Source organism: Brevundimonas bullata (assembly GCF_003350205.1).
Classification (GTDB): Bacteria; Pseudomonadota; Alphaproteobacteria; order Caulobacterales; family Caulobacteraceae; genus Brevundimonas; species Brevundimonas bullata.
Genome location: NZ_QLLC01000010.1, coordinates 1 through 26,032, shown reverse-complemented (window position 1 = coordinate 26,032; position 26,032 = coordinate 1). Strand labels below are relative to the sequence as shown.

General features: G+C 67.3%; 29 protein-coding genes. 11 read left to right on the top strand and 18 right to left on the bottom strand.

Annotated elements, in window-relative coordinates:
• Nucleotides 1-50 precede the first annotated feature (50 nt).
• Both DXK21_RS06490 and DXK21_RS06485 read left to right on the top strand, forming a co-directional pair.
• Nucleotides 51-827: a lysophospholipid acyltransferase family protein gene (locus tag DXK21_RS06490; RefSeq protein WP_114816971.1), complete on the top strand. Its 777-nt coding sequence runs from the start codon at nucleotides 51-53 to the stop codon at nucleotides 825-827.
• 80 nt (nucleotides 828-907) lie between these two features.
• Nucleotides 908-1,990 carry a PA0069 family radical SAM protein gene (locus tag DXK21_RS06485; RefSeq protein ID WP_114816970.1) on the top strand — a complete coding sequence of 361 codons (1,083 nt, stop codon included), beginning with the start codon at nucleotides 908-910 and terminating at the stop codon, nucleotides 1,988-1,990.
• Nucleotides 1,991-2,031: 41 nt separating this feature from the next.
• On the opposite strand, the gene DXK21_RS06480 is transcribed toward DXK21_RS06485, so the two are convergent.
• From DXK21_RS06480 to DXK21_RS06470, 3 genes are read right to left on the bottom strand one after another with little or no spacing between them, the layout of a single operon-like run.
• A complete protein-coding gene (locus DXK21_RS06480; protein WP_114816969.1) occupies nucleotides 2,032-2,619 on the bottom strand; it encodes a GNAT family N-acetyltransferase in 588 nt (195 codons plus the stop codon).
• Nucleotides 2,616-3,719 (bottom strand): 3-dehydroquinate synthase, encoded by a 1,104-nt coding sequence (gene aroB, locus DXK21_RS06475; RefSeq protein ID WP_114816968.1) that lies wholly within the window; start codon nucleotides 3,717-3,719, stop codon nucleotides 2,616-2,618. Before aroB ends, DXK21_RS06480 begins: the two co-directional genes overlap by 4 nt.
• Entirely contained in the window at nucleotides 3,716-4,297 is a 582-nt protein-coding gene (locus tag DXK21_RS06470) for a shikimate kinase (RefSeq protein WP_114817043.1), read from the bottom strand. Before DXK21_RS06470 ends, aroB begins: the two co-directional genes overlap by 4 nt.
• Nucleotides 4,298-4,357: 60 nt before the next feature.
• On the opposite strand from DXK21_RS06470, the gene DXK21_RS06465 reads away from it, so the two are divergent.
• The 4 genes from DXK21_RS06465 (at nucleotide 4,358) to DXK21_RS06450 (ending at nucleotide 7,440) form a co-directional block, all read left to right on the top strand.
• Entirely contained in the window at nucleotides 4,358-5,260 is a 903-nt protein-coding gene (locus tag DXK21_RS06465) for a site-specific tyrosine recombinase XerD (RefSeq protein ID WP_114816967.1), read from the top strand.
• 84 nt (nucleotides 5,261-5,344) lie between these two features.
• On the top strand, nucleotides 5,345-6,295 hold the full coding sequence (locus DXK21_RS06460; protein ID WP_114816966.1) for an acetyl-CoA carboxylase carboxyltransferase subunit alpha: 951 nt from the start codon (nucleotides 5,345-5,347) through the stop codon (nucleotides 6,293-6,295).
• Nucleotides 6,296-6,382: 87 nt separating this feature from the next.
• Nucleotides 6,383-6,958: a response regulator gene (locus tag DXK21_RS06455; RefSeq protein WP_114816965.1), complete on the top strand. Its 576-nt coding sequence runs from the start codon at nucleotides 6,383-6,385 to the stop codon at nucleotides 6,956-6,958.
• The gene (locus DXK21_RS06450; RefSeq protein WP_114816964.1) at nucleotides 6,955-7,440 is read left to right on the top strand and encodes a chemotaxis protein CheE; all 486 of its coding nucleotides are present in this window, start codon (nucleotides 6,955-6,957) and stop codon (nucleotides 7,438-7,440) included. Before DXK21_RS06455 ends, DXK21_RS06450 begins: the two co-directional genes overlap by 4 nt.
• Before the next feature lies 1 nt (nucleotide 7,441).
• Here the strand turns inward: DXK21_RS06450 and DXK21_RS06445 are convergent, their stop codons facing one another.
• From DXK21_RS06445 to DXK21_RS06425, 5 genes are all read right to left on the bottom strand, one after another.
• On the bottom strand, nucleotides 7,442-9,328 hold the full coding sequence (locus tag DXK21_RS06445) for an ABCB family ABC transporter ATP-binding protein/permease (protein ID WP_114816963.1): 1,887 nt from the start codon (nucleotides 9,326-9,328) through the stop codon (nucleotides 7,442-7,444).
• Nucleotides 9,329-9,377: 49 nt separating this feature from the next.
• Entirely contained in the window at nucleotides 9,378-10,394 is a 1,017-nt protein-coding gene (locus tag DXK21_RS06440) for a threonine aldolase family protein (protein WP_114816962.1), read from the bottom strand.
• Between the two features lie 3 nt (nucleotides 10,395-10,397).
• On the bottom strand, nucleotides 10,398-11,321 hold the full coding sequence (locus DXK21_RS06435; RefSeq protein ID WP_114816961.1) for a mechanosensitive ion channel family protein: 924 nt from the start codon (nucleotides 11,319-11,321) through the stop codon (nucleotides 10,398-10,400).
• A 124-nt stretch (nucleotides 11,322-11,445) separates the two neighbouring features.
• Entirely contained in the window at nucleotides 11,446-13,257 is a 1,812-nt protein-coding gene (locus DXK21_RS06430; RefSeq protein WP_114816960.1) for an ATP-binding protein, read from the bottom strand.
• Between the two features lie 101 nt (nucleotides 13,258-13,358).
• A complete protein-coding gene (locus DXK21_RS06425; RefSeq protein ID WP_114816959.1) occupies nucleotides 13,359-13,661 on the bottom strand; it encodes a BolA family protein in 303 nt (100 codons plus the stop codon).
• A 45-nt stretch (nucleotides 13,662-13,706) separates the two neighbouring features.
• Between DXK21_RS06425 and DXK21_RS06420 the strand changes: the two genes are divergently transcribed.
• Nucleotides 13,707-14,381, top strand: a complete 675-nt coding sequence (locus tag DXK21_RS06420) for a J domain-containing protein (RefSeq protein ID WP_114816958.1) — start codon at nucleotides 13,707-13,709, stop codon at nucleotides 14,379-14,381.
• Here the strand turns inward: DXK21_RS06420 and DXK21_RS06415 are convergent.
• On the bottom strand, nucleotides 14,341-14,616 hold the full coding sequence (locus DXK21_RS06415; RefSeq protein ID WP_114816957.1) for a hypothetical protein: 276 nt from the start codon (nucleotides 14,614-14,616) through the stop codon (nucleotides 14,341-14,343). The genes DXK21_RS06420 and DXK21_RS06415 overlap by 41 nt on opposite strands.
• Before the next feature lie 131 nt (nucleotides 14,617-14,747).
• Between DXK21_RS06415 and DXK21_RS06410 the strand changes: the two genes are divergently transcribed.
• Genes DXK21_RS06410 through DXK21_RS06400 form a run of 3 tightly spaced genes read left to right on the top strand, consistent with a single transcriptional unit; the run spans nucleotide 14,748 to nucleotide 16,775 of the window.
• A complete protein-coding gene (locus DXK21_RS06410; RefSeq protein WP_114816956.1) occupies nucleotides 14,748-15,176 on the top strand; it encodes an organic hydroperoxide resistance protein in 429 nt (142 codons plus the stop codon).
• Between the two features lie 59 nt (nucleotides 15,177-15,235).
• Complete coding sequence (cobS, locus tag DXK21_RS06405; RefSeq protein ID WP_114816955.1) at nucleotides 15,236-16,240, top strand: cobaltochelatase subunit CobS; 1,005 nt, start codon at nucleotides 15,236-15,238, stop codon at nucleotides 16,238-16,240.
• A 1-nt stretch (nucleotide 16,241) separates the two neighbouring features.
• Nucleotides 16,242-16,775 carry a hypothetical protein gene (locus DXK21_RS06400; protein ID WP_114816954.1) on the top strand — a complete coding sequence of 178 codons (534 nt, stop codon included), beginning with the start codon at nucleotides 16,242-16,244 and terminating at the stop codon, nucleotides 16,773-16,775.
• 4 nt (nucleotides 16,776-16,779) lie between these two features.
• Here the strand turns inward: DXK21_RS06400 and DXK21_RS06395 are convergent, their stop codons facing one another.
• The 9 genes from DXK21_RS06395 to DXK21_RS06355 all read right to left on the bottom strand — a co-directional run bounded on the left by DXK21_RS06395 (nucleotide 16,780) and on the right by DXK21_RS06355 (nucleotide 24,565).
• Nucleotides 16,780-17,208 carry a J domain-containing protein gene (locus DXK21_RS06395; RefSeq protein ID WP_114816953.1) on the bottom strand — a complete coding sequence of 143 codons (429 nt, stop codon included), beginning with the start codon at nucleotides 17,206-17,208 and terminating at the stop codon, nucleotides 16,780-16,782.
• Between the two features lie 7 nt (nucleotides 17,209-17,215).
• Nucleotides 17,216-18,064, bottom strand: coding sequence for a division plane positioning ATPase MipZ (locus tag DXK21_RS06390; RefSeq protein WP_114816952.1), 849 nt, complete (start codon nucleotides 18,062-18,064; stop codon nucleotides 17,216-17,218).
• A 96-nt stretch (nucleotides 18,065-18,160) separates the two neighbouring features.
• Nucleotides 18,161-18,802 carry an SPOR domain-containing protein gene (locus DXK21_RS06385; RefSeq protein ID WP_114816951.1) on the bottom strand — a complete coding sequence of 214 codons (642 nt, stop codon included), beginning with the start codon at nucleotides 18,800-18,802 and terminating at the stop codon, nucleotides 18,161-18,163.
• Between the two features lie 81 nt (nucleotides 18,803-18,883).
• Complete coding sequence (locus DXK21_RS06380) at nucleotides 18,884-19,645, bottom strand: chorismate mutase (RefSeq protein ID WP_114816950.1); 762 nt, start codon at nucleotides 19,643-19,645, stop codon at nucleotides 18,884-18,886.
• Nucleotides 19,646-19,930: 285 nt separating this feature from the next.
• Nucleotides 19,931-20,503: a prephenate dehydratase domain-containing protein gene (locus tag DXK21_RS06375; RefSeq protein ID WP_114816949.1), complete on the bottom strand. Its 573-nt coding sequence runs from the start codon at nucleotides 20,501-20,503 to the stop codon at nucleotides 19,931-19,933.
• Nucleotides 20,500-21,870, bottom strand: coding sequence for a class II 3-deoxy-7-phosphoheptulonate synthase (locus DXK21_RS06370; protein ID WP_114816948.1), 1,371 nt, complete (start codon nucleotides 21,868-21,870; stop codon nucleotides 20,500-20,502). Before DXK21_RS06370 ends, DXK21_RS06375 begins: the two co-directional genes overlap by 4 nt.
• 60 nt (nucleotides 21,871-21,930) lie before the next feature.
• The gene (locus DXK21_RS06365) at nucleotides 21,931-22,980 is read right to left on the bottom strand and encodes an enoyl-CoA hydratase/isomerase family protein (RefSeq protein WP_114816947.1); all 1,050 of its coding nucleotides are present in this window, start codon (nucleotides 22,978-22,980) and stop codon (nucleotides 21,931-21,933) included.
• The gene (locus DXK21_RS06360) at nucleotides 22,977-23,354 is read right to left on the bottom strand and encodes a hypothetical protein (protein ID WP_162790591.1); all 378 of its coding nucleotides are present in this window, start codon (nucleotides 23,352-23,354) and stop codon (nucleotides 22,977-22,979) included. The genes DXK21_RS06365 and DXK21_RS06360 overlap by 4 nt, the downstream gene beginning before the upstream one ends.
• 71 nt (nucleotides 23,355-23,425) lie before the next feature.
• Entirely contained in the window at nucleotides 23,426-24,565 is a 1,140-nt protein-coding gene (locus DXK21_RS06355) for an isobutyryl-CoA dehydrogenase (RefSeq protein WP_114816945.1), read from the bottom strand.
• Between the two features lie 387 nt (nucleotides 24,566-24,952).
• On the opposite strand from DXK21_RS06355, the gene hemB reads away from it, so the two are divergent.
• Nucleotides 24,953-25,957, top strand: a complete 1,005-nt coding sequence (gene hemB / locus DXK21_RS06350) for a porphobilinogen synthase (protein WP_114816944.1) — start codon at nucleotides 24,953-24,955, stop codon at nucleotides 25,955-25,957.
• Nucleotides 25,958-26,032: the final 75 nt, after the last annotated feature.

Genomic DNA, 26,032 nt, shown 5'->3' with positions numbered 1-26,032 from the left:
GCCGCTTAAGCGCTTGCTGACCTGCCCCCGCATCATGTCATAACGGCGGAATGAGAAGCTTCGCGTTCAACGCCGCCTACTGGGCCCTGTCCATCGTCTATTGCCTGGCGGCGGCCTTCGCCGCCCTCGCGCCCGGCCGACGCGCGACCAGCTGGATCATTCGTCGCTATGTCCGTCGCATGGTGCAGGCCATGGCCCTTTTCGCCGGCATCCGGTTGCAGGTGCGCGGCAAGGAGCGCCTGCCGCAGGGCGGCTTCATCGTCGCCTCCAAGCATCAGAGCTGGGGCGACGGCTTCACCACCTATGACCAGTTCGACGACCTGGCCTTCGTCACCGGCGACCACCTCGAAAAATTCCCGCTGCTCGGCACGGTGCTGACCAAGCTCGGCGCCATTGTCGTCAACAGCTGCGGCGGCCACACCGCCCGCGCGGCGCTCAAGGAACGCGCCGCTGACGCCCACCGCGAAGGCCGCAAGATCCTCATCTACCCGGAGGGTCATCTGGCCAAGGTCGGCGAGAAGTTCCGTTACCGTTCGGGCGTCTGGCACATGTACCGCGACTTCGACATGCCGGTCGTGCCCCTGGCCACCAACCTCGGCCTGTTCTGGCCTCAGGAATCCTCGCGCAAGACACCGGGGACCGCCACCCTGGAATTCCTCGAACCCCTTCCGACTGGCCTGCCCAAGGACGAGTTCCTGGCCCGCCTGGAAGCCGCCATCGAAGGCAAGACCGCCGAGCTGATCGCCGAGGCCACGGGGCGCCCTGTCACGCCGGCCGTTCAGGTTCCGACGCCCCACGAAGTCGCGCTCGCCGCCGCATCAGCCTGACGGCCCGCTCTGTTTTGGGCCGCGATCGTCGCTGCCCAATTTGTTCTTGATTTGTTCCAATCCTGTGCCATCCTCTGGGCATGAGAACGGCGATGAAAGGACGCGGCGCACGCTCCAACGACTCGGGCCGGTATGAAGCCGACCGGCGCGAGGAATTCGACGACGGCTGGACGGATCAGGACGAAGCGGCCGCCCCGCTGCGCACCACCCTCTCGCCGGAACACGCGCGCACCATCATCGCCAAGAATACGAGTCCCGACGTCGGCTTCGATCGCTCCATCAACCCGTACAAAGGTTGCGAACATGGCTGCATCTACTGCTACGCCCGTCCGTCCCATGCCTGGATGGGCCTATCCCCGGGCCTGGATTTCGAGAGCCGGATCTTCTTCAAGCCCGAAGCCGCGCGTCTGCTGGAACAGGAACTCGCCAAGCCCCGATACGTCTGCAAACGCATCCACATAGGCGGCAACACCGATCCCTATCAGCCGGTCGAGCGCGAGACTCTGTCGACCCGCTCGATCCTGCAGGTCATGCAGCGGTTCCATCAGCCGTTCAGCATCATCACCAAGTCGGTCCTGATCACCCGCGACGCCGACATCCTGGGGCCCATGGGGCGTGATGGCCTGGCCTCGGCCATGATCTCCATCACCACTCTGGATCGCGGCCTGGCCCGCGCGATGGAACCGCGCGCCTCCACGCCCGCCAAGCGGCTGGAGGCCATCAGCCGTCTGGCCGACGCCGGCGTTCCCGTCAGCGTCGGTTTCGCCCCGGTCATCCCCGGCCTGAACGACCACGAGCTGGAATCCATCCTTGAGGCGGCTCAGAAGGCGGGCGCGACCTCGGCCATGTACGTGACCCTGCGCCTGCCGCTAGAGATCAAGGACCTGTTCCGAGAGTGGCTGGCCGACGCCCGGCCCGAGCGCGCGGCCCGCGTCATGTCCCTGATCCGCCAGACGCGCGGGGGCAAGGACTACGACCCCGACTGGGCCCAGCGCATGAAGGGAACCGGCCCCGTCGCAGAACTGATCGCCGCCCGCTTCAAGGCGGCGATCAAGCGCTACGGACTCGATGGCCCGCGCACGCCGCTGGACATGACCCGGTTCCGCGTGCCGCCCGACATGCGACCTCAAATGGACCTTTTCGACCAGGATCTGCATCCATAAAGGGATGTTCCCAGCTTGGGCGGGCCATCAGGGGCGCGCCCCTATGCGAAGGCCGCCAGCCGCGCCTCCAGACCGCGCCGAACCTCGGGCCAGTCCTCGTCCAGAACCGCAAACTGCGCCGTATCGCGCATTCGCCCAGTCCAGGTGATCTTGTGCTTGCGCAGCACGCCCTCAAAACGCGCGCCCAGCTTGCGGATGGCGGAGCCGCTGGCGGCGTTCAGGGCGTCGGTGATGATCTCCACCCGCACAGCGCCCGCGTCGAAAGCATGGCCCAGCAACAGCCGCTTGCACGCCGGATTGACCGGCCCGCCCCGCGCATTCGGCCGATAGAAGGTCGAACCCAACTCGCAGCGACGATGCTCGGGCCTGATCTCATACAGGCTGGTCGTGCCCACCACCGTCCCGTCGCTCAGACGCCGCACGGCGAAGGCGATGCGCGAGCCGCTCGCCATCGCCTTCAGCGCCGCCGCCCACCAGCCGTCGAAATGCTCGCCATAGGCCGCGCTGACCATGCCGTTCCAGGCCTCGGGATCGCAGTCCAGCGCCGCCCTCACCTCGCCCTCCAGCCCCGCCGTGATCGGCTCCAGCCGAACAAAGCGGTCCTCCAGCACGACAGGGCTCAGCTTCACGCCGCGCCCTCCTCGATCAGGAAGGCGCGCACCGCTTCGGCGTCCACGGCCTTGTCGGTGAAGACCTCGCCGATGGCCCGCGCCAGGATCAGCGTCAACCGCCCGCCTTCGGCCTTCTTGTCCCCGGCCATGCGCCCGATCAGGGCCTCGGCGCTGAACGCCTGGTCCACCTCCGCCAGGCGCGTGGGCAGACCCGCCGCCCTGATCCCCGCCTCGGCCTTCTGGGCGTCCGCCGCCGAACATAGCCCCTGACGGGCCGAGAACCGAAACGCCATGGCGCAGCCCAGGGCCACCGCCTCGCCGTGGGTCAGGGCGTCGCCAAAGCCCAGTTCAGCCTCCAGCGCGTGCCCAAATGTATGCCCCAGGTTCAGCAGGGCGCGCCGCCCCGCCTCCTTCTCGTCCTCGCCGACGATCTGGGACTTGATCTCAACCGAACGGATCACCGCCCGCTCCAAGGCGTCGGGGTCGCCCTCCGCGCCCGCCTTCCCTTCTCCGCCCAGCCAGTCGAAGAAGGCCGCGTCGCAGATCAGCCCATGTTTCAGCACCTCGGCCCAGCCCGACCGCACCTGCCGGACCGGCAGGGTGGCCAGGGCCTCGATGTCGGCCAGCACCAGCCGCGGCTGATGGAAGGCGCCGATCAGGTTCTTGCCGCGCGGCGTGTCGATGGCCGTCTTGCCGCCGACCGAGGAATCCACCTGGGCCAGCAGGGTTGTCGGAACCTGGACGAAGTCGACGCCGCGCATGAACAGGGCCGCCGCCAGCCCGGCCAGATCGCCCACGACCCCGCCGCCCAGCGCCACGACCATGCTCTTGCGGTCCAGCCCCTCGGCCAGCAGCCGGTCCAGCACGGCCTCAAGCTGCTCAAAGGATTTGGACGCCTCGCCCGCCGGAACAGTCACGATCCCGGTCTTCAGCCCCGCGCCTTCCAGCGCCGCGCGCACCGTCTCGCCGTGGATGGCCGCCACCGTCTCGTCGCTGACGATAAAGGCCCGCGTGGGCTTCAGGGCCGCGACCCGCGCGCCCGCCTCTTTCAGCAGCCCCCGCCCGACCACGACCTCATAGGCGGCGAAGCCTTCGCCACCGACCGGGATCGTCGTCATCGCTTGCTCTCCTCGCGGGCGTGCCGCCGCAGTTCTCGATAGATCGCCTCGACCGCCTGGCCGTGCGAACCGCCGCCGACGTCCACCGTCAGGTCGGCCTCGGCATAGATGGGATAGCGGGCCTCGGCCAACTGGCTCAGGGCCTCCAGAGGATCGCGCCCGCGCAGCAGAGGCCGGGTGTCGCGCCGCTGCACCCGTTCGGCGATCACCTTCAGGTCGGCGCGCATCCAGACGCTGACCGAGTGCGTCTTCATCAGGGCGCGCGTCTCGGGGTTCAGCATGGCCCCGCCGCCGGTCGCCAGGACGATGGGCGGCCCTTCCAGCAGACGGCGCATGATTCGCGCCTCGCCCGCCCGGAACTCGGCCTCGCCCCGACTGGCGAAGATTTCGCTGACGCTCATGCCGGCGGCGGCTTCGATCTCATGGTCGCCGTCAAAGAAGGGCAGACCCAGCCGCTGCGCCAGTCTGCGCCCCACGGTCGATTTACCCACGCCCATCAGCCCCACCAGGGTTATGGTGCGGTCAAGCGCCAGGTTAGGCGACAAGGGCGAGGAATCGGGCGAGGCGTCGGCAGGCATGGTTCCCATATCCTCTACACGACCCAGCCGTTCGCTCCACACCTCTGTTGAGCCAGCCGCATGACGCCTCAGGTCGAGGCCTTTCTGGAGATGATGGCGGTCGAGCGCGACGCCTCGCCCCACACCCTGTCCGCCTATGGCCGCGACCTGGCCGACGCCGAAGCCTGCTTGGGCGATGCGGGCGGCCTGATGGGCGCAGACGAAGCGGCGCTGGAGGCCTGGTTCGCCGACCTGTCCCGACGCGGCCTGTCCGCCGCCACCGCCGCGCGCCGCCGCTCCTCGGTGCGCCAGTTCTACCGCTTCGCCCTCGGCGAAGGCTGGAGGAGCGACGATCCGTCCCGCCGCATCGACGCTCCGAAACAAGGCCGCAGCCTGCCCAAGACCCTCAGCCGCGACGAAATCGAGGCGCTTCTGACCGCCGCCGGCGCCGCTGACAGCGCGGCGGGCCTGCGTCTCGTGGCCTTGGTGGAAATGGCCTACGCCTCGGGCCTGCGCGTCTCCGAACTGCTTGGGCTCAAGGTCGAGGCCGTCCGCCGCGATCCCGCCTACCTGATCGTGCGCGGCAAGGGCGGCAAGGAACGGCTGGCCCCCCTCAACACGGCCGCCCGCGAAGCCATCAAGGCCTGGTTGACGGCCCGCGACGCCGCGCGTCTGCCCAAGGCCCCCGACAGCGTCTGGCTGTTTCCCTCGCACGGCAAGACCGGCCATCTGACGCCCCGCCGCTTCGCCCAACTTCTCGATCAGGCGGCCATAGCGGCCAATATCGACCCCGCCCGCGTCAGCCCCCACGTCCTGCGCCACGCCTTCGCCACCCACCTGCTGGAAGGCGGCGCCGACCTGCGCGTGGTCCAGACCCTTCTGGGCCACGCCGACATCTCGACCACCCAGATCTACACCCACGTCGCCACCGACCGCCTGTCCCAGGTCGTCCACTCCAAGCACCCCTTGGCGAAGGACGACTGAACCCCGCTTGCCCCGCGGCGTTCACCGCTCTAGTTTCCGCCGCTTTCCGTAGCGCCAACCGCGCTTCCTCCACACGGACGCCTTATGGCCACGCACTACCTCGAATTCGAAAAGCCCATCGCCGAGCTGGAAGCCAAGATCGCGGAGCTGTCCCTGCTCGCGCCGACCAGCGGCTCGTTCGAGAGCGAGATCGCCGCCCTGCGCAAGAAGGCCGACGCTCTGCGGGTCAAGACCTACGCCAACCTTGACGCCTGGATGCGCACCCAGGTCGCGCGCCACCCCCAACGCCCGCACTTCGTCGACTACGTCGAGGGCCTGTTCACCGACTTCGTCGAACTGCACGGCGACCGTCAGTTCGGCGACGATCAGGCCATCATCGGCGGCCTGGCCCGCTTCCGCGGCCAGCCGATCGTGATCATGGGCCACGAAAAGGGTCACGACACCCAGACCCGCATCACCCACAACTTCGGCATGGCCCGCCCCGAGGGTTATCGCAAGGCCGTCCGCCTGATGGACATGGCCGAGCAGTTCGGCCTGCCGGTCCTGACCTTCGTGGACACCGCCGGCGCCTATCCCGGCATCGGCGCCGAAGAACGCGGCCAGGCCGAGGCCATCGCCCGCTCGACCGAGCGCGGCCTGACCCTGGGTGTGCCCTCCATCGCTACGGTGACAGGCGAAGGCGGATCGGGCGGCGCCATCGCCATAGCCGCCGCCAGCCGCGTCCTGATGCTGGAACACTCCATCTATTCGGTCATCTCGCCCGAGGGCGCGGCCGGCATCCTGTGGCGCGACGGCAAGCGCGCCAAGGACGCCGCCATGGCCATGAAGATCACCGCCCCTGACCTGATCGCGATGAAGATCGTTGATCGCGTCATTCCCGAGCCCCTGGGCGGCGCCCACACGGCGCGCGAGACGGCCATTCAATCGGTCGGCGACGTGCTGGAAGACGAGCTGAAGGCGCTGTCGTCGCTGTCGGCGGATGAAATCCGCAAGGCCCGCGCCGAGCGCTTCTACGCCATCGGTCGTCTGGGCTGATCCACGCATTGCGCGACGGGCTCGCGCCGTCGAAGCTGACGCCATGCGATTCGCGCCTGCCTCCTCCATGCTGAACCGGCCCCTGTCATGCGCAGCATGAACGGGGTCGGCGAATCCCTGCGCGAAAGCGCGGTGTTCAACTTCGCGGGCGCGGTGACCATGGTCATCGATGATTCGCCCTTCGCGCTGGAACTGACGGCACAGGCCGTGCTCGGCTTCGGCATCAAGGTCCGCCACGCCTGCAGCAGCGCCGCCGAGGCCATCGCTGTCCTGCGCGACCACCCCGTCGATCTGATCCTGGTCGACTGCGAGATGCCGGGCATGAGCGGCTATGAGTTCGTGCGCTGGCTGCGGCGTTCGGGACTAGAGCCCAACGCCTTCGCCCCCGTCATCATGACCGCCGCCCACGTGCGCCGCTCCAAGGTGTCAGAGGCGCGCGACTGCGGCGCCAACTTCCTGATCACCAAGCCCTTCAGCGCGAGCGTCCTGCTGGAACGCATCGTCTGGGTCGCCCGCGACGCCCGCCCCTTCCTCGAGGTCGGCGACTATTTCGGCCCTGACCGGCGTTTCCGTTCGGAACCCTGGGAAGGCCTGGAGCGTCGTTCAGAAGAAATCCGCAAGGCTGAATTCGAAGCCCAACGCAGAGCGTCGATCGAGCTATGACCGTCATCACGCACAACCGCCGCCGTTCCCGCCTGTCGACCCTGATCGACCAGCCCGGCGGCGTCAGCGCCGGCGTCGCCCTGGCTCAGGCCAAGGCCAATCTGGCCGAGATGGAGGGCCGCAGCCGCGCCGTCATCGAGGAACAGGTCGCAGCCCTCGCTCTGCTCCAACCCGCCGCCTCGCTGGAAGAAACAGCCCGGGTGCTGGATCAGGCTTACAACCATTCGAGCGCCGTCATCGACGCCGCCGGCCCGTTCGACCTGAAAGACCTGTGCGCCGCCGCCGCCAACCTGTGCGACCTGATCGACGCCGCGCCCGAGGACAAGCCCTTCGACTGGCGCATCGTCACCGTTCACGCCCAGGCCCTGCGTCTGCTGCTGACCCTGCCGGCCGATGCCGCCGAGGCCCGCACCCAGGTCCTGGCCAGCCTCAAGGACGTGCTGAAGGCCAAGGTTCCCGGCATAGCGGGCCAGTCCGACTGAATCAGTCCGACTGAACCTGGCTCTTGGCCCCACGCGTCTGCTTGCGCCAAAGGCTGGCGTATTCGCCGCTTTGACGCGCCACCAGTTCATGGTGAGCGCCGCGCTCGATAATCCGCCCGGCCTTCAGCACAAGGATCTGGTCGGCGTCGGCCACGGTCGACAGGCGGTGGGCCACCACCAGGGTCGTCCGGCCCGCCCGCGCTTTCCTCAGGGTCTTCTGGATCGCGGCTTCCGTGCGGCTGTCCAGGGCGCTGGTCGCCTCGTCCAGGATCAGGATGCAGGGGTCGGCCAACAGGGCCCGGGCGATGCCCACGCGCTGACGCTCGCCGCCTGACAGCTTCAGCCCGCGCTCGCCGACTCGCGTCTCCATGCCCTCGGGCAGGTTGCGAATGAAGTCGGCCAGTTCCGCCGCCTCCGCCGCGGCCCAGATCGCCGCCTCATCCGCGTCGGGGCGAGCGAAGGCGATGTTGGCGCGGATGCTGTCGTTGAACAGGGCCACGTCCTGCGGCACCAGGGCCACCGCCGCCCGCAACGACGCCTGCGTCAGCGATCGCGCATCATGGCCGTCGATCAGCACCCGGCCCTCCTGCGGGTCCAGCAGACGCAGGGCCAGCTTGACGATCGTGGACTTGCCCGCCCCCGACGTCCCCACCAGGGCCGTCGTCGTGCCCGCGGGGGTGACGAAGCTGACGTCGTCCAGTCCCGCCGCGCGCGCGTCGTGGCGGAAGCCGACATGATCGAACACAATCTCGGCCCCGCAGCCGCTGGCCGGACGCGGCAGGTCGATGGCGTCGGGCGCATCCGCCACCTGCGGCGCCTGACGCGTCACCTTCAGCATCTCCTCCATGTCGATGAAAGATTGACGGATCTCCCGATAGGCGAAGCCCAGGATATTCAACGGCGCATACAGCGAGATCATGATCAGCACCGCCGCCGTCACGTCGCCCGGCCCCATCCGCCCCGCCGCCGCCTCGAACCCGGCCATGACGGCCATGATCCCCAGGCCGATGTTCATGATCAGGCCCTGGATCATATTCAGGGCCGCCAGCGACGTATTGGCCTTCAGCGCCGCGTCCACATAGGTCGACAGCGACTGGTCATAGGCTTCGGCCGCGCGCGTCTCGGCGCCGAACGACTTGACCGTCTCATAGTTCAGCAGGGCGTCGACGCTCAGGCCCGCCGCTTCGCTGTCGGCGGCGTTCATGGCGCGGCGATGCTCCAACCGCCAGTTGGCCATGGAGAAGGTGGCGGTCCCATAGACCAGCACCACCCCCACCGCGACCGCGCCGAACCGCCAGTCGTACCGGGCGCCCAGCACCGCCGCCGCCAGCACCAGTTCAATCGCCGTCGGCCCCAGGTTGAACACCAGAATGCGCAGCAGGAAGTCCACGGCGCGCGAGCCGCGATCCATCGTCCGCGACAGGGCGCCTGACCGCTTGGTCTGGTGGAAGTCCAGCGACAGGCTCAGGGCGTGAGCAAAGGTCTCGGCCGCCGTCTTGCGCTGCGCTGCGGCCCGCACCGGCGCGAACACCACGTCCGACAGCTGCGGCGTCGCCGCCGACAGGAAGCGCACCACGGCCCAGCCCACGGCGAAGGCGGCAAAGCCCCAGCCGACCGCCGCCGCCGCGCCCTGCCCCGCCGCCAGATGGTTGACCGCCGCGCCCAGGATCAGGGGCGCCAGCACCCCCAGACCCTTGCCCGCCAGGGTCAGGGCGACGGCCCCGGTGATGCGCAGCCGCAGTTGCGGCGCGCCCGAGCGACCGACCACGCGAAGCAGATCGCCCAAGGCCTGCAGGGTCGGCGGCGCCTCCTGCTTCATTTCGGCCTGCCCAGCGGCCATCGCCTTGACGGTCGAGTCGCCGCGTCGGCCGGATCGTTCACCGCGCATCGTCATGCTCCAGCATATGGGCCGCGACTGGCCGGAGCGAAACCGGCATTCAGTTCAGGCTCGCGATGGCTTCGAGCAGTTCGTCCACCGCGCCTTCGGTCGTCGCCCAGGAACAGACGAACCGCACCGACCCGTCGTCGAACTGATAACAGGCCCAGCCCAGGGCGTTCAGACGCTGATGCGCCTCGTCCGGCATCCGCACAAAGACGGCGTTGGACTCGACCGGGTGCGCCAGGACGAAGGGCGACCGCTCTTCGATGCCGTCGGCCAGACGCTGCGCCATCAGGTTGGCGTGCGCCGCGCCGGTTTCCCAGGCGTTCGATTCCAGCAGCCCCAGGATCGGCCCCGCCAGGAACCGCGCCTTGGACGCGGTCTGCCCGGCCTGCTTCAATCGGTTGTCGATCCGCCGCGTCAGGCTCTTGTTGAAGATGACCAGGGCCTCGGCGCAGTTGGCCCCCGCCTTGGCCCCGCCGAACACCAGAACATCGACGCCCAGACGCGGAATGTCCTTCAGGTCAAACCCCGCCGCCGCCGCATTGGCCAGCCGCGCCCCGTCCATGTGGACGCCCAGGCCCGCCTGCTTGGCCGGCTCGATCAGGTGGCGCAGTTCCTCCTCGGAATAGACCGCGCCGTATTCCGTCGCCTGGGTGACGCTCAAGGCCGCCGCCGGCTGGCGATGCCCCACGACCGGCTCGTCCAGCGCGGCTTGCAGAGCCATGCCGTCGATCTTGCCCGAATAGCCCGGCAGGCCGATCAGGCCGACGCCCTGGCCAAAGAAGCCCGGCGCACCCGTCTCATCGGTGCAGATGTGGGCCGCGTGATGCGTCAGCACCGCCTCATAGGGCTGGGCCAGCATGGAGACGGCGATGGCGTTGGCCGCCGTGCCGCTGAAGACGAAGCGCACCTCGGCGTCGGCGTCCAGACGCTGACGGATCTGGTCGGCGGCCCGCGCGGTCGTCTCGTCTGCGCCATAGGCCCGCGCGAAACCGCTGTTGGCGGCGACCAAGCCGTTCAGGGCGTCCGGCGCCATGCCGGCGGTGTTGTCCGATCCGAAGTCGTAGCGCACGCGTCATTCTTCCTGTTCTGCCGGCGCCATGACGACGCGGGCGAATTGGGCGTCCTTGGCCGGCACCTCGACCTGGTGCGGGAACGGAATCTCGATCCCGGCGGCGTCCAGCGCCTCCTTGCCGCTCTGCATCAGGTCGGCCTGGCTTTGCCACCAGTCGCCGACGTTGACCCAGGCGTGGAGGGTAATCTCCACCGCGCTGTCCAGCAGGGCCGTCACCCCGGTCCAGGGCGTCGGGTCTTTCAGCACCTTGGCATGGGCCACGGCCACCCCGGCCAGCACGTCGCAGGCGTCTTTCAGATTCTCACCGTACCCGACGGTGAACTTGATCTCGATCCGACGCGTCCGCTGACCCGTCAGGTTGATGATGACGTCGCTCAGAACCTTGGAGTTGGGGATGACGATCTTGTGGTTGTTGGCGTTCGACAGCTGGGTCGTGAACAGGTCCAGCTTCTGCACCGTGCCGGAGGCCCCGCCGACGTCGATCACCTCGCCCACGCGATAGGGCCGCAGCATCAGCAGCATGACCCCCGCCGCCACGTTCGACAGCGTGCCCTGCAAGGCCAGACCGACGGCCAGCGAGGCGGCGCCCAGAACCGCGATGATCGAGGTCGTCTGCACGCCCAGGCGCTGCAAGACGGCGATCAGGCCGATGATGATGACGACCACCCGCACGACCTGGGCCGCGAAGCTCAGCACCGTCTGATCGTGGCGGAAGGCCCGCAACCGCCCCAGCACCCGCCGCGTCCCCCCTGACGCCCAGCGGGCGATGAACAGGGTGGCGGCGAAGATCAGGGCCGCAATCGTCAGGTTGATCGCCAGATCGCCGGCCATGTCCGCCAGCTTGGCCAGAATGGCGGCGTCGACCGTCAGCCGCTTTTCACCGGCGGCGACCGTCTGCGTCAGGGTTTCATGCAGGAAAGACATGCCCTTGGGTCTAGCGCCTGCCCCCGCGAATGGAAGCCCCGCGCGTCAGGCTTTCACCGAAAGACCCCGATCCGGCGCTGAAAAAAACAGCCCGCTTCAACAGGCCGGCGCGTTCGGCGGCCGATCAGGCCGCGGCCGCCGGTTCCTCCACCGTCTCGGCGGCCCGATGCAGGGCCGACCGCCCTCCCGGAACCTGAGCCATCAGATTGGCCAGGCTGCGGAAATCGATCGGCTTGTTCAGATAGGCGTCCGCCCCCGCGGCCAGCCCCGCCTCGTGATCCTCGATTCGCGCCGAGGCCGACAGGACGACGATGGGCGTATCGGCATTGACGCCTCGCCCCTCACGGATCAACCGCGTCGCCGTCAGCCCGTCCATGACCGGCATGTTGACGTCCATGATGATCAGGTCGAAGCGCTGGCTGCGGGCCAAATCGACGGCCAGCTGCCCGTTTTCAGCTGTGCTGGTCCGGTGCCCGGCCGACCCCATCCAGGCCTCCAGGATCATGCGGTTGACGGGGTGATCCTCGACCACCAGCACATCCATGTGGTCGCCGCCGTCGATGGCGGCGTCGATGATCTCGGCCGGCTCCGCGTGGCTCCACTCCACCACTTCGCCCTCGATCGACAGGGTGAAGGTCGACCCCTCGCCCAGACGCGACGCCACAGTGATGTCGCCCCCCATGATCTGCGCCATGCGTCGCGCAATAGTCAGACCCAGTCCCGTGCCGCCGAAACGGCGCGTGGAAGAGTTGTCGACCTGGGTGAAGGGCTGGAACAGCCGATCCAGATCTTCGCGCGAAATGCCCGAACCGGAGTCCGTGACGGAGAAGTCGAACCGCACCCGGCGATCGGAAATACGGGTGCCGCGCACGATGTAGCGAATTTCGCCCTGGTCCGTGAACTTGACCGCATTCGACAACAGATTCTGCACCACCTGGCACACCCGCAGAGGGTCGCCGCGCACAACCGCCGGCAGTTCGCCCTCGAAGGCCGAGGTCAGCGTCAGCCCCTTGGCCTCGGCCTGCGCCTCGAACGGCCCGAGAATCCGACGATGCAGGTCGTCGACCTGCACATCCACGACATCGAAGCTCATCTTGCCGGCCTCGATCTTGGTCATGTCGAGAATGTCGTTCAGCAGGCTCAGCAGATTGTCGCCCGAGTTGCGAATGATCGACAGATATTCGCGCTGCGTCCCTTCCAACCGAGTGGCGCTCAGCAGTTGGGCCGCGCCCAGCACCCCATTCATCGGCGTGCGCAGTTCATGCGAGATGACGCCCAGGAAGCTGGACTTGGCCTCATTGGCCGCATCCGCCTTGTCGCGCGCCGTCTCCAGTTCCTCGATCAGATGGGCCTGATGCTCCTGGAAGGCGCGGATACGCTCTTCCCGCAGCACCGTCATCGTCACCAGGACAAACAGGCTGGCCGCCGTAAACGGCACCACGGCCACGAAAGGCCAGAACAATGGCCCGCCCACCAGACTGACGGCGATGATCGCTGCAACCAGACCATAGGGCGATGAAATCATGATCGCCTGTCGCGGCGAGCTGCGCAGCTGGGCGAAGACCAGCACATAGCCCGACACCAGCAGGGCGATGGCCAGCTCATGACCAAAGGGAGCGCGCGAGAACCAGGCCATCAGCGGCGCCACGGCCCAGACCGCCGTCGTGACGGTGGCCACGGCGGGGAAGACCATGCCCCACCCGGCGCCGACCTGCTGGCTGACGCGCTTTTCAACCTCGCCGCGCAGAGCGCCGGCGGCCAGGGTGGCGGCGAACCACAGCAGGCCCGGGACCAGACCGACGGTGGCGATGACGCCGACCGCCCAGCTGACGATGATCAGATAGCGCAGATAGTGGGTCTGCAGGATCGCGGTCAGCGCCTGTGCAGCCTCACCGGGCGCCTGCCCGTCCAGCCCCTTGATCCCATCCCCCACCATTCGCACGCCCCCGCCATTGCAAATCAGTCCGGGCGGACGCTAGGCCGAAGTCTCTAAGACGAGATGAATACGTTTTTTTACGTATCAGGACGAAAAAGGCGTCAAACGCGCTGCGCTTCCGCGACCGTCAAGGCGCGCACCGCCAGGGCGTGAACCGGCCCCGCCAGCTCCTCTTTCAAAGCCGCATTGATCGCCCTTTGCCTGGCCACACGCCCCTGCCCTTCAAAAGCGTCAGACACGATGGTCAGCTGGAAATGGCTCTCGCCGCCGTCCTTGGCGTCCATGCCGCCTTCGTGATGGTGCCCGGCGTGTTTCCAGCTATCGTCTTCCAGGTCGATCCGTTGCGGAGCGAACGCCGCCGTCAGTTTTTCGCGGATAAGTGTGGCAATCGGGCCGTCTGACATCGGTCGTTCCTTGAAGCTGTCCAAATCAAGCTTACACTCGGGCCGATGTCCGCGTCATTTGAATACAAACCCCGCTTCACCGACATCCGCGTGAAGCCGCCCAAGTCCGATGAGGAGAAGGCGGCTGCGGCTGACGTCCTGCATCGCAAGAAGGGCGAGAAGTCGTGCGAGTGGCCGGACTGCACCCGTCCCGCAACCGCCAAGGCGCCGAAGTCGCGTGAGCAGCTCGCCGACTTCTATGACTTCTGCCAGACGCACGCGGGCCAGTACAACAAGAGCTGGAACTTCTACGCCGGCATGAACGAGGCTCAGGTCCGCGCCGCTCAGGAAAACGAGGCCATGACCGGCGGTCGCCCGACCTGGGAGATGAAGGCCGGCAAGAACACGCGGGAAGCCGCCGCCTTCGCCGCCAAGATGGGCACGGCCAACACCGAGGGCGCGGGTTCCTGGCGCGACAGTTTCGGCCTGTTCGGTCGCCGCACCCAGGATCAGGCCGGTCCTGCCGCGCCTGAAGTCCACCGGATCGGCAAGATCGAGCTGGCGGCCCTGACTGACCTCGACCTGAAGCCCGGCGCCGACAAGGCGGCTATCAAGGCCCGCTATCACGAGATGCTGAAACGCTTCCACCCGGACACCAACGGCGGCGACCGCGGCGCCGAGGCCAAGCTTCAGGCCGTCATCAAGGCCTGGAAAGTCTTGAAAAAGGCCGGGCACGCCTGAGCGAGCGCAACAGGCCCCCCGCCCCTGACCTGGACGCGCCGTCGATGCGCGTCACCACGTTCTCGCCGGACCCGTCCCATATTTCCGCAAAGGCGCTGTCCGCGTTTTCGCCCAGCATCATGCGGCGCGTTTCGCTGACCGCCTCAGGCAGGCTGTCCGCATCCAGCGCGAGCATCAGGGGCGTGCCTTCTGGCGCGTCATAGACATAGCAAAAGTACTGCGTGTGCGTATTCATTGCTCTTCCCCGACGGAAGTTATGGACAAATTGTTAACACCCCCCTTGTGGATCACACGAATCACAGAACCGTTGTTTCTGAACGACTGAGCCCCATATCCGACTCCTTGGATCGCCAAAGGAGTCACCTGATGGAAGTCTTGTACCGCGCCCACGCCACAGCTTCGGGAGGCGGCCGCGACGAAGGCCGCTCCGCCACCGACGACGGCAAGATCGACGTCCGCCTGTCCGTCCCGACCGAGATGGGCGGCAAGGGCGGCGACGGGACCAATCCCGAACAGCTCTTCGCCACCGGCTACGCCGCCTGCTACCTCGGCGCCCTGCGTCTGGTCGCCGGTAAGGCCGGAACCCCGGTCGGCCCGGACACGAAAGTCACCGCCGGCATCGGCTTCGGCAAGAACACGCGCGGCGAAGGCTTCAACCTCGACGTCTCGCTCAAGATCACCGACCACGGCCTCGATCAGGCGGTCATCGACGACCTGATCCACAAGGCGCATCAGGTCTGCCCCTACTCCAACGCCACGCGCGGCAACATCGATGTGGCCCTGTCGGCGGAATAACCGCTCAGTTTCCTCGCGCGCGTGTTGAGCCGCGCGCGCGGGGGCACTAGATGGGTGCCATGACCTCTCCCCTCGACGCCTCGCCCGATCCTCTGGTCACGCTGGAACCGCACCGCAAGGTGACGGTGAGGGAGGCGTTCGGCGTCGATTCCGACATGATCGTGCCCGCCTTCGACACGCGCGACAGCCACGTCCCAGAGATCGACTCGTCCTATCGTTTCGATCCGCAGACCACCCTGGCCATCTGCGCCGGCTTCGCCTTTGACCGCCGCGTCATGGTTCAGGGCTATCACGGCACCGGCAAGTCGACCCATATCGAACAGGTCGCCGCCCGCCTGAACTGGCCTCTGGTCCGCGTGAACCTGGACAGCCACATCAGCCGCATCGACCTGATCGGCAAGGACGCCATCGTCCTGAAGGACGGCAAGCAGATCACCGAGTTCCGCGAGGGCATCCTGCCCTGGTCGCTGCAACGCCCGGTCGCCCTGGTCTTCGACGAATACGACGCGGGCCGTCCCGACGTCATGTTCGTGATACAGCGCGTGCTGGAGGCCCAGGGCCGCCTGACCCTGCTGGACCAGAACCGCGTCATCCGCCCGAACCGCTGGTTCCGCCTGTTCTCGACCACCAACACCATCGGCCTGGGCGACACCTCGGGCCTCTATCACGGCACCCAGCAGATCAACCAGGGTCAGATGGACCGCTGGAACATCGTCACGACCCTCAACTACCTCGATCACGACGTCGAAGCCGAGATCGTCGCCGCCAAGATCCCCGAGTGGAACGATACCGAGGGCAAGCGCCGCATCGCCGCCATGGTCCGCGTCGCCGACATGACCCGCAACGCCTTCATGAACGGCGACATCTCCACCGTCATGTCGCCGCGCACGGTCATCACCTGGGCCCAGAACGCCATCATCTTCGGCGGCGACCTGGCCCTCAGCTTCCGCCTGACCTTCCTGAACAAGTGCGACGAACTGGAACGCCCCACCATCGCCGAGTTCTACCAGCGCGCCTTCGGCGAGGACCTGCCGGAAGCCGCCACGCGGGTGAAGGTGGGCTGATATGTGGTTTGCGCTCCTCGCTGTGGTCGCACCCCATGCCGAGGAGCCACGCCCGCCCCGGCCTTCCGATAGCGAACTCCTCGAAGCGGTCATCGCAGAGAGTCCTCGTGGTCACATCCTGTCAGCCGATTTCAACGACGCGCCACGCGACGGCGGACGGATCGGCTGCGGGCTCATCGACATTGATGGCGTCGTCGAGCCCTTCATGACCCTCACGACGTGGCGCGGACCGCCGACTTTGACGGTCAGACTGGTCGGCCAACCGGCTCCCCCGGTTAAGCCCCCGCACTGGTCTATCTCCGCTGTCGTGCCGCCACGCATCGAGGCTGATCAGGACCCGGAAACAAGCCGTTCGGCGCGTAATCAGGACGCACTGAAAAGGAAGTTGGCCCTCATGGTGTGCCGCGACCTGCAGCCGCCCGAAGGTTCCGTCTGGACGACAGAGTTGGAACCGCACCCCGACCCAGTGCGTCACGCTGAGGTTCAGCGATTGGCGAAACGTACGACAGAAGCCCTATTCGGCGACCGAGACTGATCGACTACCCCTTCAGCAGCCGATCCCGCGCCGCGTTGACCCGCGCCGCTAGCCCCTCCGTCCCGCCCTGATCGGGATGGGCTCGCGCCATCAGTCGCCGCCAAGCGGCCTGCACAGCCTCGGGCGTCGCATCGGCGGACACGCCCAAAATGGCCCGCGCCTCGGCTTCCGTCAGACGCTCAGCCACAGGCGCACGCGGCGGTACGGTCCGAACCCGCGACTGCACCGCCAGCCACAGCCCAGCCCCCGCCAGCCCTATCGCCGCCAGCCAGACCCCGCGTGACGCAGCCAGAACCGCCCCCGCGAACAGGGCCGTGCTGAGAAGGGTCGCAGAGATGCGCCAGTGGCCGCGCCGCGCGCGCTCTGCCTGGCGACCCAACCGGGCCAGCGCCCAGACCGCCACGGCGGCCAGCGCCAGCCAGATCAGGCCCATGCGACGATCAGGCCGCCGCCGCGTCCAGCGGGGCCAGCGAACCGCCTTGCGCGTCGTCCAGACCCAGGGACTGCATCAGATTGCGCAGTTCCTGACGCGCCGCCACGTGGGCCAGGGACACCGACACCGGACGGATGTCGTTCGACAGGTCGGCTACCGTCAGGCCGAAGGGGAACAGCTCGCGATAGATGACCCGGTCGCGCAGACCCGGCCCGACGCGGAAGCCGACGCGCTTGGCCAGCTTCATCATCTTCTCTTCCAGGCGCCGGCGGTTGCGCGCCTCGGCCACGGCCAGACGATTGGTGACGACGACCCAGTCGATCGTCACCTGACGCCCCTCGGTGATGGCGCGATGCTTGCGCGCCTCCCAGACGCTCTCGGAATAGATGGAGGGCTTTTTCAGATCCAGCGTCACCGGATCGACCTCGCCCAGAAGGTCGAAGTCGACGAAGCTGTCGTTCATCGGCGTGACAATCTGGTCGGCGCGGCCATGCGCGGCGCGCGACAGGGCCGTGTCGCCGCCGGGCGTGTCGATCAGGATGATGTCCGCCACGCCTTGCGCCTCGGCATAGGCGGCGTCAAAGCGCGCCAGTTGCTCGGCCTCGTCGGCCTTGGCCAGGGCCTTGCCGTCGCCCATGTCCGGCACGATCGGCATGGGCAGGGGCTGTTCGTTCGCCGCCGTCCACGCCCCACGGTTGGAGAAGAAGCGCTCCATCGACCGCTGACGCAGGTCCAGATCGATGATGGCGACCTTCTTGCCCGCGTGCAGCAGGCCGGTGACGATGTGAATGGCCAGGGTGGACTTGCCCGCCCCGCCCTTTTCATTGCCGATGACGATGACCTGAGGCTGCGCCATGATGAGTCCCGATGTTTCGACGGTCGCGACTCAACCGTTCGCAGCCCGCCCCTGGACCCCTAGATCGGGCCAAGGACGTCAGTCGTCAACGAAACCTTAAGCCGCGCCTGTGGACGACGCCGCCTCTGCGGCCCGGACGCACCAGGGATCGGACGCCGCCGCGCGTTCGCACAGCGCCTTAGCCTGTGCCGATCCGGCCCGGACCTTCAGCCGAACCAGGCGCTGCCCCTTGACCTCGACCGGCTCGAACACCGGGCTCAGGCCGTGGCTGCCCTGCCCCAGACGCTCCCATGCCGCCTGGGCCGAGGCCTGGCTGGCATAGGCGCCCAGCTGGATTAGCACGGCGGGCGCAGCGGCGGCGACCGCGACGGCCCGTGGCGACTTGGATGTCTGCTGTTGCTGCGCCGCCTGCACGGCGGGCGGCGCTTCAGGGTCAATAAACACCGGCGGCAGGGCCGGCAGGACAGCCGCCGCCTTGCTCGTCAGCCCGTCGCGGGCGTCCCACAGCTGATGCGGGGTCAGAAGCTCGACCTTGAGCGGACGCCGCGCCGGCTCATCGTCCTTGCGCGAAGCGGCAGCTGCCCTCGCTGGCTCAGCCTCGCTTGTCAGAGGAATGGCCGCGATCTGGTCCGCCACGCCCTCGAAACGGTGGGGATCGGCCTCCGCCATGCCGCAGCCGGACAGCAGCGCCGCGAGGGCGCCGACCGATCCGAACCGCAGGATGACGGAAGCGTTCATGCCGCCACAGTGGACGCCGCTCTTTGAGACAGGGTTGAGGAACAGGCTTAACGCCCGTTCACACCTTCCCTTTTATGGCGATCAGCCGATGGCGCCGACGCAGCCTTCCACGTCGCCCGGCGCCACGTCGGCGTCGGTCAGGGCCAGGGTCCAGCCGTGGTTGGTGTTCAGGCCCCAGCGCCGCGCGCCCGAGCCGTCGCCGGCGTCGCCGCCGACCGTCACCACCACCCGACGGCCCGTCGGCAGAGCCGGCGGATCGATCTTGCCCACGGCCAGCGAGGTCGGGGTTTCGCCGCCGTAGCCGTCGAAGACGCTCAGCATCGACCATTCGCGACGCAGGCCCATCCACCAGGCGTCATCGGTATTGATCGACAGCACGGCCACGCCATGCCCCTCGGCGGCGTGCGCCAGCGCGGCCTGCGGGTCGCGGACCAGCTTGATGTCGGCGGCGGCGCCGAAACGCAGACGGGCGCCGTCCACAGCCTTGGCCGGGTCGATGGGGGCCCAGACATGGACCTGCAGCCGACCCTGACGGGCCAGGCCCCAGCCGACGATCTCGCGCCACAGGTGCTCGACCGCCTCGCGGTTTTCAGGCTCGCACTGCTTCAGGACGCGAGCCTGAACGGCCTGTTCGCGGTCGGGACGCAGCTTGGTGTGCGGGCCCGTCGGCGCATCCTTGGCCTTGCCCACCTGGGCGGCGACGGCCAGACGGCGCTCGAACAGTTCAAGGATCTGGTCGTCCAGGCTGTCGATCTCGGCGCGCAGAGCGGCCAGCGCCTTCTGCTCGGGGCTCAGCTCGACGGATTCAGCGGGCCAGACTTGCTGGATATTAGAATTGGGCATGGGATTGGGCTTTCGGCATTCGAATTTCGATGGGGGTGATGCGTGTGATCGCGTCGCCGCTCTGCGTCAGAGCGGTCGCCGGTGAGACAGTCAGAGTTTGGAAAAACTCGACGCCTCAGCCGGCGTATCGAAAGCCGTAATAGCCGTAGCCAAAATAAAAGCCGGCCACCGCGCGCGTGGTGGTTTCAAGGGTCAGTTGTGCGCGCAGCGAGGACATGAATCCGGTCCGGTTTCAGGATCAGGGTCGATCCGATCCCTTCTTAAGCGCGCAAACTCTATGCGCGGTCAAGCCCCAAGCGCACTGAGGAGGACAAATCGCGTCCGATTGTCGCTGAAATCCTGCAAATCGTTGCGCAGAACCGACAGGCCATAAACCTCGGCGGCGCGTGCAGGCGCGACAGCCGCGCGGGTCAGATCACCAGCTTCGGCCACCGCAGCGGCGGCGCCGCCCGTGTCAAAGACCTCGACCGAGGCGATCTTCAGCTCGCCCAGCGCCTTGGAGCATTGCTGCAAGGCGACCGGATGGCTCTCCGCCGTCCTGATGTCCGACAGCCGCGCCTCGGGCAGACCCAGCAAGGCCAGCCGAATCGGCCGCCATGCCTCGCTGACCACGACCAGCCCCGCCTCGCGCACCAGACTGGCGGCGGGCTCGACCGTGCCGATGGTCGAGTTTTCGACCGGGATCAGCGCAAACTGGCACTGGCCGGACAACAGGGCGTCAATCGCCCCCTGGAAGGTCTCGAACCCGACCGCCTCGTCCCACGGGCGCAGGTCGAGGCAGGCTTCATGGCTGAAGGCGCCGGGCGCGCCCTGATAGGCGACGCAGCCCGAGCCTTCGTTTTCGACCGCCGAGGTCACGCGGCCTCGGCGCGGGCCTGACGCCCGGCCTTGAGACGTTCCGCCACCAGGAAGGCCAGTTCCAGCGCCTGATCCGCATTCAGACGCGGATCGCAGTGGGTGTGATAGCGGCTCGACAGCTCGTCCTCGGTCACAGGCTGGGCGCCGCCGATGCACTCGGTGACGTTCTGGCCGGTCATCTCCAGGTGAACGCCGCCGGGGTGAACGCCCTCGGCCTCCGCCACGTCGATGAAGGTGCGGACCTCGCCCATGACGCGGTCGAATGGCCGGGTCTTGTAGCCGTTGGCGGCCTTCAGCGTATTGCCGTGCATCGGGTCGATCGACCAGATGACGCGCTTGCCCTCGGCCTTCACCGCCCGCATCAGGGCCGGCAGACGGTCGCCGACCTTGTCGTGACCGAAGCGGCCGATCAGGGTCAGACGGCCCGGAATATTGTTCGGGTTCAGGGCGTCGATCAGCGGCAGGATGTCTTCCGCCGTCATGGTCGGTCCGCACTTGACGCCGATGGGGTTCGAGATGCCGCGCATGAACTCGATGTGCGCCCCGTCCAGCTGACGGGTGCGCTCGCCGATCCACAGCATATGGGCCGAGGTGTCGAACCATTCGCCGGTCGAACCTTCCAGACGCGTCAGGGCGCTCTCGACGTTCAGCAGCAAGGCCTCGTGGCTGGTGAAGACCTCGACGCGCGACAGGTCGGGATGCGTCTCGGGCGTGACGCCGACCGCCTCCATGAAGGCCAGGGCCTCGGTGATCTTGTCGGCCAGCTCGCGATAGGCCGCCCCCGCGCCGTTGTCGGCGAAGCCCAGGGTCCAGCGGTGGATGTTGTACAGGTCGGCATAGCCGCCGCCCGCAAAAGCGCGCAGCAGGTTCAGCGTCGAGGCCGACTGGTTATAGGCCTTCAGCAGGCGCTGCGGATCGGGCACGCGCTCTTCGGGCGTGAAGCCCATGCCGTTGATGATGTCGCCGCGATAGGACGGCAGCTCGACGCCGCCGATTTCTTCCAGCGGCGACGAACGCGGCTTGGCGAACTGACCGGCGATACGGCCCACCTTCACCACCGGCTTGCGCCCGGCGAAGGTCAGCACCACCGCCATCTGCAAGATCAGGCGGAAGGTGTCGCGGATGTTGTCGGTCGAGAACTCCTTAAAGCTCTCGGCGCAGTCGCCGCCCTGAAGCAGGAAGGCGTTGCCCGCCTCCACCTGTGCGAGATGCTGGGTCAGTTTGCGGGCCTCGCCGGCAAACACCAGGGGCGGCATGGCCCGCAGCTCGTCTTCGACACGGGCCAGTTCGGCCATGTCAGGATAGTCCGTCGGCATATGCACGACAGGCTTGTTTCTCCAGGATTCAGGGGTCCAGCGCTTACTCATTTCGCCTAGATAGCTCTCAAGGCGACTTGGAACAACAAATGTTGCGCCGCAGCGCCGTTTTCAGAGCGGCGACCAGGCCTCGTCGGCGGGCAGAGGCGCAAACAGCGCGTCCAGGCCGGCGTCGCTGACGCCCGACAGGTCGGCGGGCGACCACTGCGGCGCATTGTCCTTGTCGACGATGACGGCGCGCACGCCTTCCTGGAAGTCGTGGGTGCGCACCACCCGGCCGCCCAGCGCATATTCCATCGCCATGTTCTCGGCGAAGGTGGCCAGCGTCGCGCCCGTGCGGATCTGGCGCAGGCTGACCTTCAGCGACTGCGGCGACTTGGTCTTCAGCGTCTCAAGCTGCTTCAGCGCCCAGTCCGAGCCATCGCCTTCCAGCGCGGCGAAGATGTCCTCGACCGTGTCAAAGGCGAACAGCCGATCAATGGCCTCGCGGTGGGCGTCCAGCGGCGCCGGCCCGGCCTCGCCCGACACGCGGTCGGCCACGGCCTTGGGATCAGACGGATTGGCGAGAAGTTCGTCCTTCAAGGCCGCCGTCGTGCCGCTCTCGACGAAATGGGTGTGGATGCCCAGGGCCACCGTATCCGCCGCCTTCAGCCGCGCCCCCGTCAGCGCCAGCCAGACCCCCGTCTGCCCCGGCAGGCGCGACAGGAACCAGCCCCCGCCCACGTCGGGGAACAGGCCGATGCCCGTCTCCGGCATGGCGTAGGTGGTGCGTTCCGTGGCGATGCGGATATCCGCCGGCTCGCTGATCCCCACGCCGCCGCCCATGACGATGCCGTCGACGATGGCCGTGATCGGCTTGGGGTATTCGAACATCAGATGGTTCAGCTGATACTCGGTCTTGAAGAAGGCCCTGGCCTCCGACGCATCCCCCGCCCCGCTCTCGGCGATCATGCGGATGTCGCCTCCGGCGCAGAAGCCGCGCTCGCCCGCATGGTCGATCAGCACAGATTTCACGGCGTCATCGCCGCGCCAGTCCAGCAACGCCTCGATCATCGCCTCGCACATGCCCCGGTTCAGCGCATGGATCGCCTTGGGCCGGTTCAGGGTGATGCGACCGACGCCGCCTTCGACGCAGGTGATGACTTCGGGTTCGATGGTCATTGGTGGTTCCGTGAAACTTTCGCCCTAGCGATGGCGAGGTAGGCTAGGCCAGCCGCATAAAAGGTCAGGGCAAACGCAGGAGCCTCTAGCCATCGCCTCGGATCAAGCAACGGCAAGCCATGCACACCACTCACCGCTAGAGACGAAAAGGCGAGAGCGAGAAAGAGGAAGACTGGCAGCGCCATGGCCAAGATCAAAAAACGACGAGCTGGTCGCTGGCTGCGGTTTCCCAGCCATCGAGCCACCCCGATCACCAGCACTCCCACCAAGCCGCCCTGCAAAATGCCGCTTACCAGATAGGCGACACGTTCGACCTGAAAGACCAGATCGGTCCCACTACCTTCCCTGAGCGCCAGAATGACGACGAGGCTCAAGAGTAGGCCAACGCCGGCCACAAGCCCCGAGACGGCGAGAGCCAGCAAAGACCAAGGCACTCGAGCCCCAATCATCCTCGCGCCAGCTCCCGCGCGATGATGACACGCATGATTTCGTTGGTGCCTTCCAGAATGCGGTGCACCCGCAGGTCGCGCACGATCCGCTCCAGCGGATAGTCCTTCAGATAGCCGTATCCGCCGTGGATCTGCAGCGCCTCGTCGGCGATCTGGAAACAGGCGTCGGTGGCCAGGCGCTTGGCCATGGCGCACCACTTGGTCTTCTCCGGGTGATCGTTGTCGATGGCCCAGGCCCCGCGCAGCACCATCAGGCGCGCCGCCTCCAGGTCCGTCGCCATATCGGCCAGTCGGAATTGCAGCGCCTGGAACTGGCCGATGGCCTGCCCGAACTGCTTGCGCGTGGCGACGTAGGCCTGCGCCGTCTCCAGCGCCAGCCGCGCCCCGCCCAGCGAGCAGGCGGCGATGTTCAGCCGCCCCCCGTCCAGACCGGCCATGGCGTATTTGAAGCCCGCGCCCTCTTCGCCCAGCAGGTTAGCGACCGGGATGCGGCAATCGTCGAAGCTGACGATGGCGGTCGGCTGGGCGTTCCAGCCCATCTTCTTTTCCTGCGCCCCGAACGACAGGCCGGGCGTCCCCGCCTCGACCACCACGGCGCTGATCCCCTTGGCCCCTTCGCCGCCCGTCCGCACCATGACGACATAGACGTCCGACGTCCCCGCGCCCGAGATAAAGGCCTTGGACCCGTTCAGCACATAATGGTCGCCGTCGCGCACCGCCGTGGTCCGCAGCGCCGCCGCGTCCGACCCCGAACCCGGCTCGGTCAGGCAGTAGCTGGCGATCTTGTCCATCGCGATCAGCGACGGAACGAAGCGCGACCGCAGGTCGTCAGACCCGAACTTGTCGATCATCCACGTCGCCATGTTGTGGATCGAGATAAAGGCCGCCGTCGCCACGTCCCCGCGCGACAGCTCCTCGAAGATCACCGCCGCCTCGACCCGGCCCAGGGCCATGCCGCCGTGCTCTTCGCCGGTATAGATGCCGCAGAAGCCCATCTCGGCCGCCGACTTCATCACATCGACAGGGAAATGCTTGTCCTCGTCCCACCGGGCCGAATGCGGCGCCAACTCGGCGTCGGCGAAGGCCCGCGCCGCGTCCTGAATCGCGCGCTGGTCGTCGTTGAGGGCGAAGTCCATGATCTATACTCCCGACTCTGCCCTCTGACGGGGCGTTCGTGCTGCTTTTATCCAAGCGCGCGCAAAACGTCACCCCGCCGCAGCGTGTCCGACTTTGACGCAGCGAGGCGATAAGCTCTTCTAAATTGTCATCCCCGGGCTTGTCCCGGGGATCCAGACACTCGACGCTGTAAGTGTCTGCCCGCCAGTTTCCCCATCCCCCTCGCGTTTCTGGATTCTCGGCACAAGGCCGAGAATGACGTGTCAAAGAAGAACAAGCCGACCGTCTCTCGGCGCACCCATTTCAGACGATTCAGACGAATTGGACTCTGTTTTTTCTCGACCGACGTCCGATATGCGACCCCCAAGGCCGTTTCCCTGCCCCGCCTACCGGACTATGAGCCCTTCATGACCCTGCCCCTCGCCCCCGCCGCCTTCCCCTACGCCCGTCCGCGCCGCCTGCGCTCGCAGCCCTGGGTACGCCGGCTGGTCGCCGAGACGACCCTGACGCCCGCCGACCTGATCTGGCCGATCATCGTCCATGACGGCGCCGAGGACCGCGTTCCGGTCGCCTCCATGCCGGGCGTCTTCCGCCTGTCGCCGAAAGAAGCCGCCAAGGCCGCCGTCGAGGCCCGCGACCTGGGCATCCCCATGATCGCCCTCTTCCCCAACGTGGACGGCGCCATCAAGGACAGCGTCGGCACCGCCGCCAGCGACCCGGACGGCCTGATCCCCGACTGCATCAAGGCCATCAAGGACGCCTCGCCCGAGATCGGCGTCATGACCGACGTGGCGCTGGACTGCTACACCGACCACGGCCACGACGGCGTCATGGAGAACGGCCGCATCCTCAACGACGCCAGCATCGAACGTCTGGTGGAACAGGCCTTCATCCACGCCCACGCCGGCGCCGACGCCGTGGCCCCCTCCGACATGATGGACGGCCGGGTCCAGGCCATCCGCGAGGCGCTGGAGGCCAACAGCCTGCTCGACACCCTGATCATCAGCTATGCGGCCAAGTACGCCTCGGCCTTCTACGGCCCCTATCGCGACGCGGTCGGCTCCTCAAAATCCCTGACCGGCGACAAGAAGACCTATCAGATGGACTACGCCAACGCCGACGAGGCGCTGCGCGAGGTGGCGATGGACATTTCCGAGGGCGCAGACGCCCTGATCGTCAAGCCGGGCCTGCCCTATCTCGACATCGTTCGGCTGGTGTCCGACACCTTCAAGATCCCGACCTTCGCCTATCAGGTGTCCGGCGAGTACGCGATGATGCAGGCCTCCATCGCCAACGGCTGGCTGGAGGAAGACCGCGCCATCCTGGAAACCCTGCACGCCTTCAAGCGCGCCGGCGCCTCCGGCGTCCTCACCTACTTCGCCCCCAAGGCGGCGCGGCTGCTGGGGGCGTAACCTCTTCCTTCTCCCCTTGAGGAACCGTTGCATTATTCGCGGATCGTGATTCCCTGTCTCTGACGGGGAGATTGC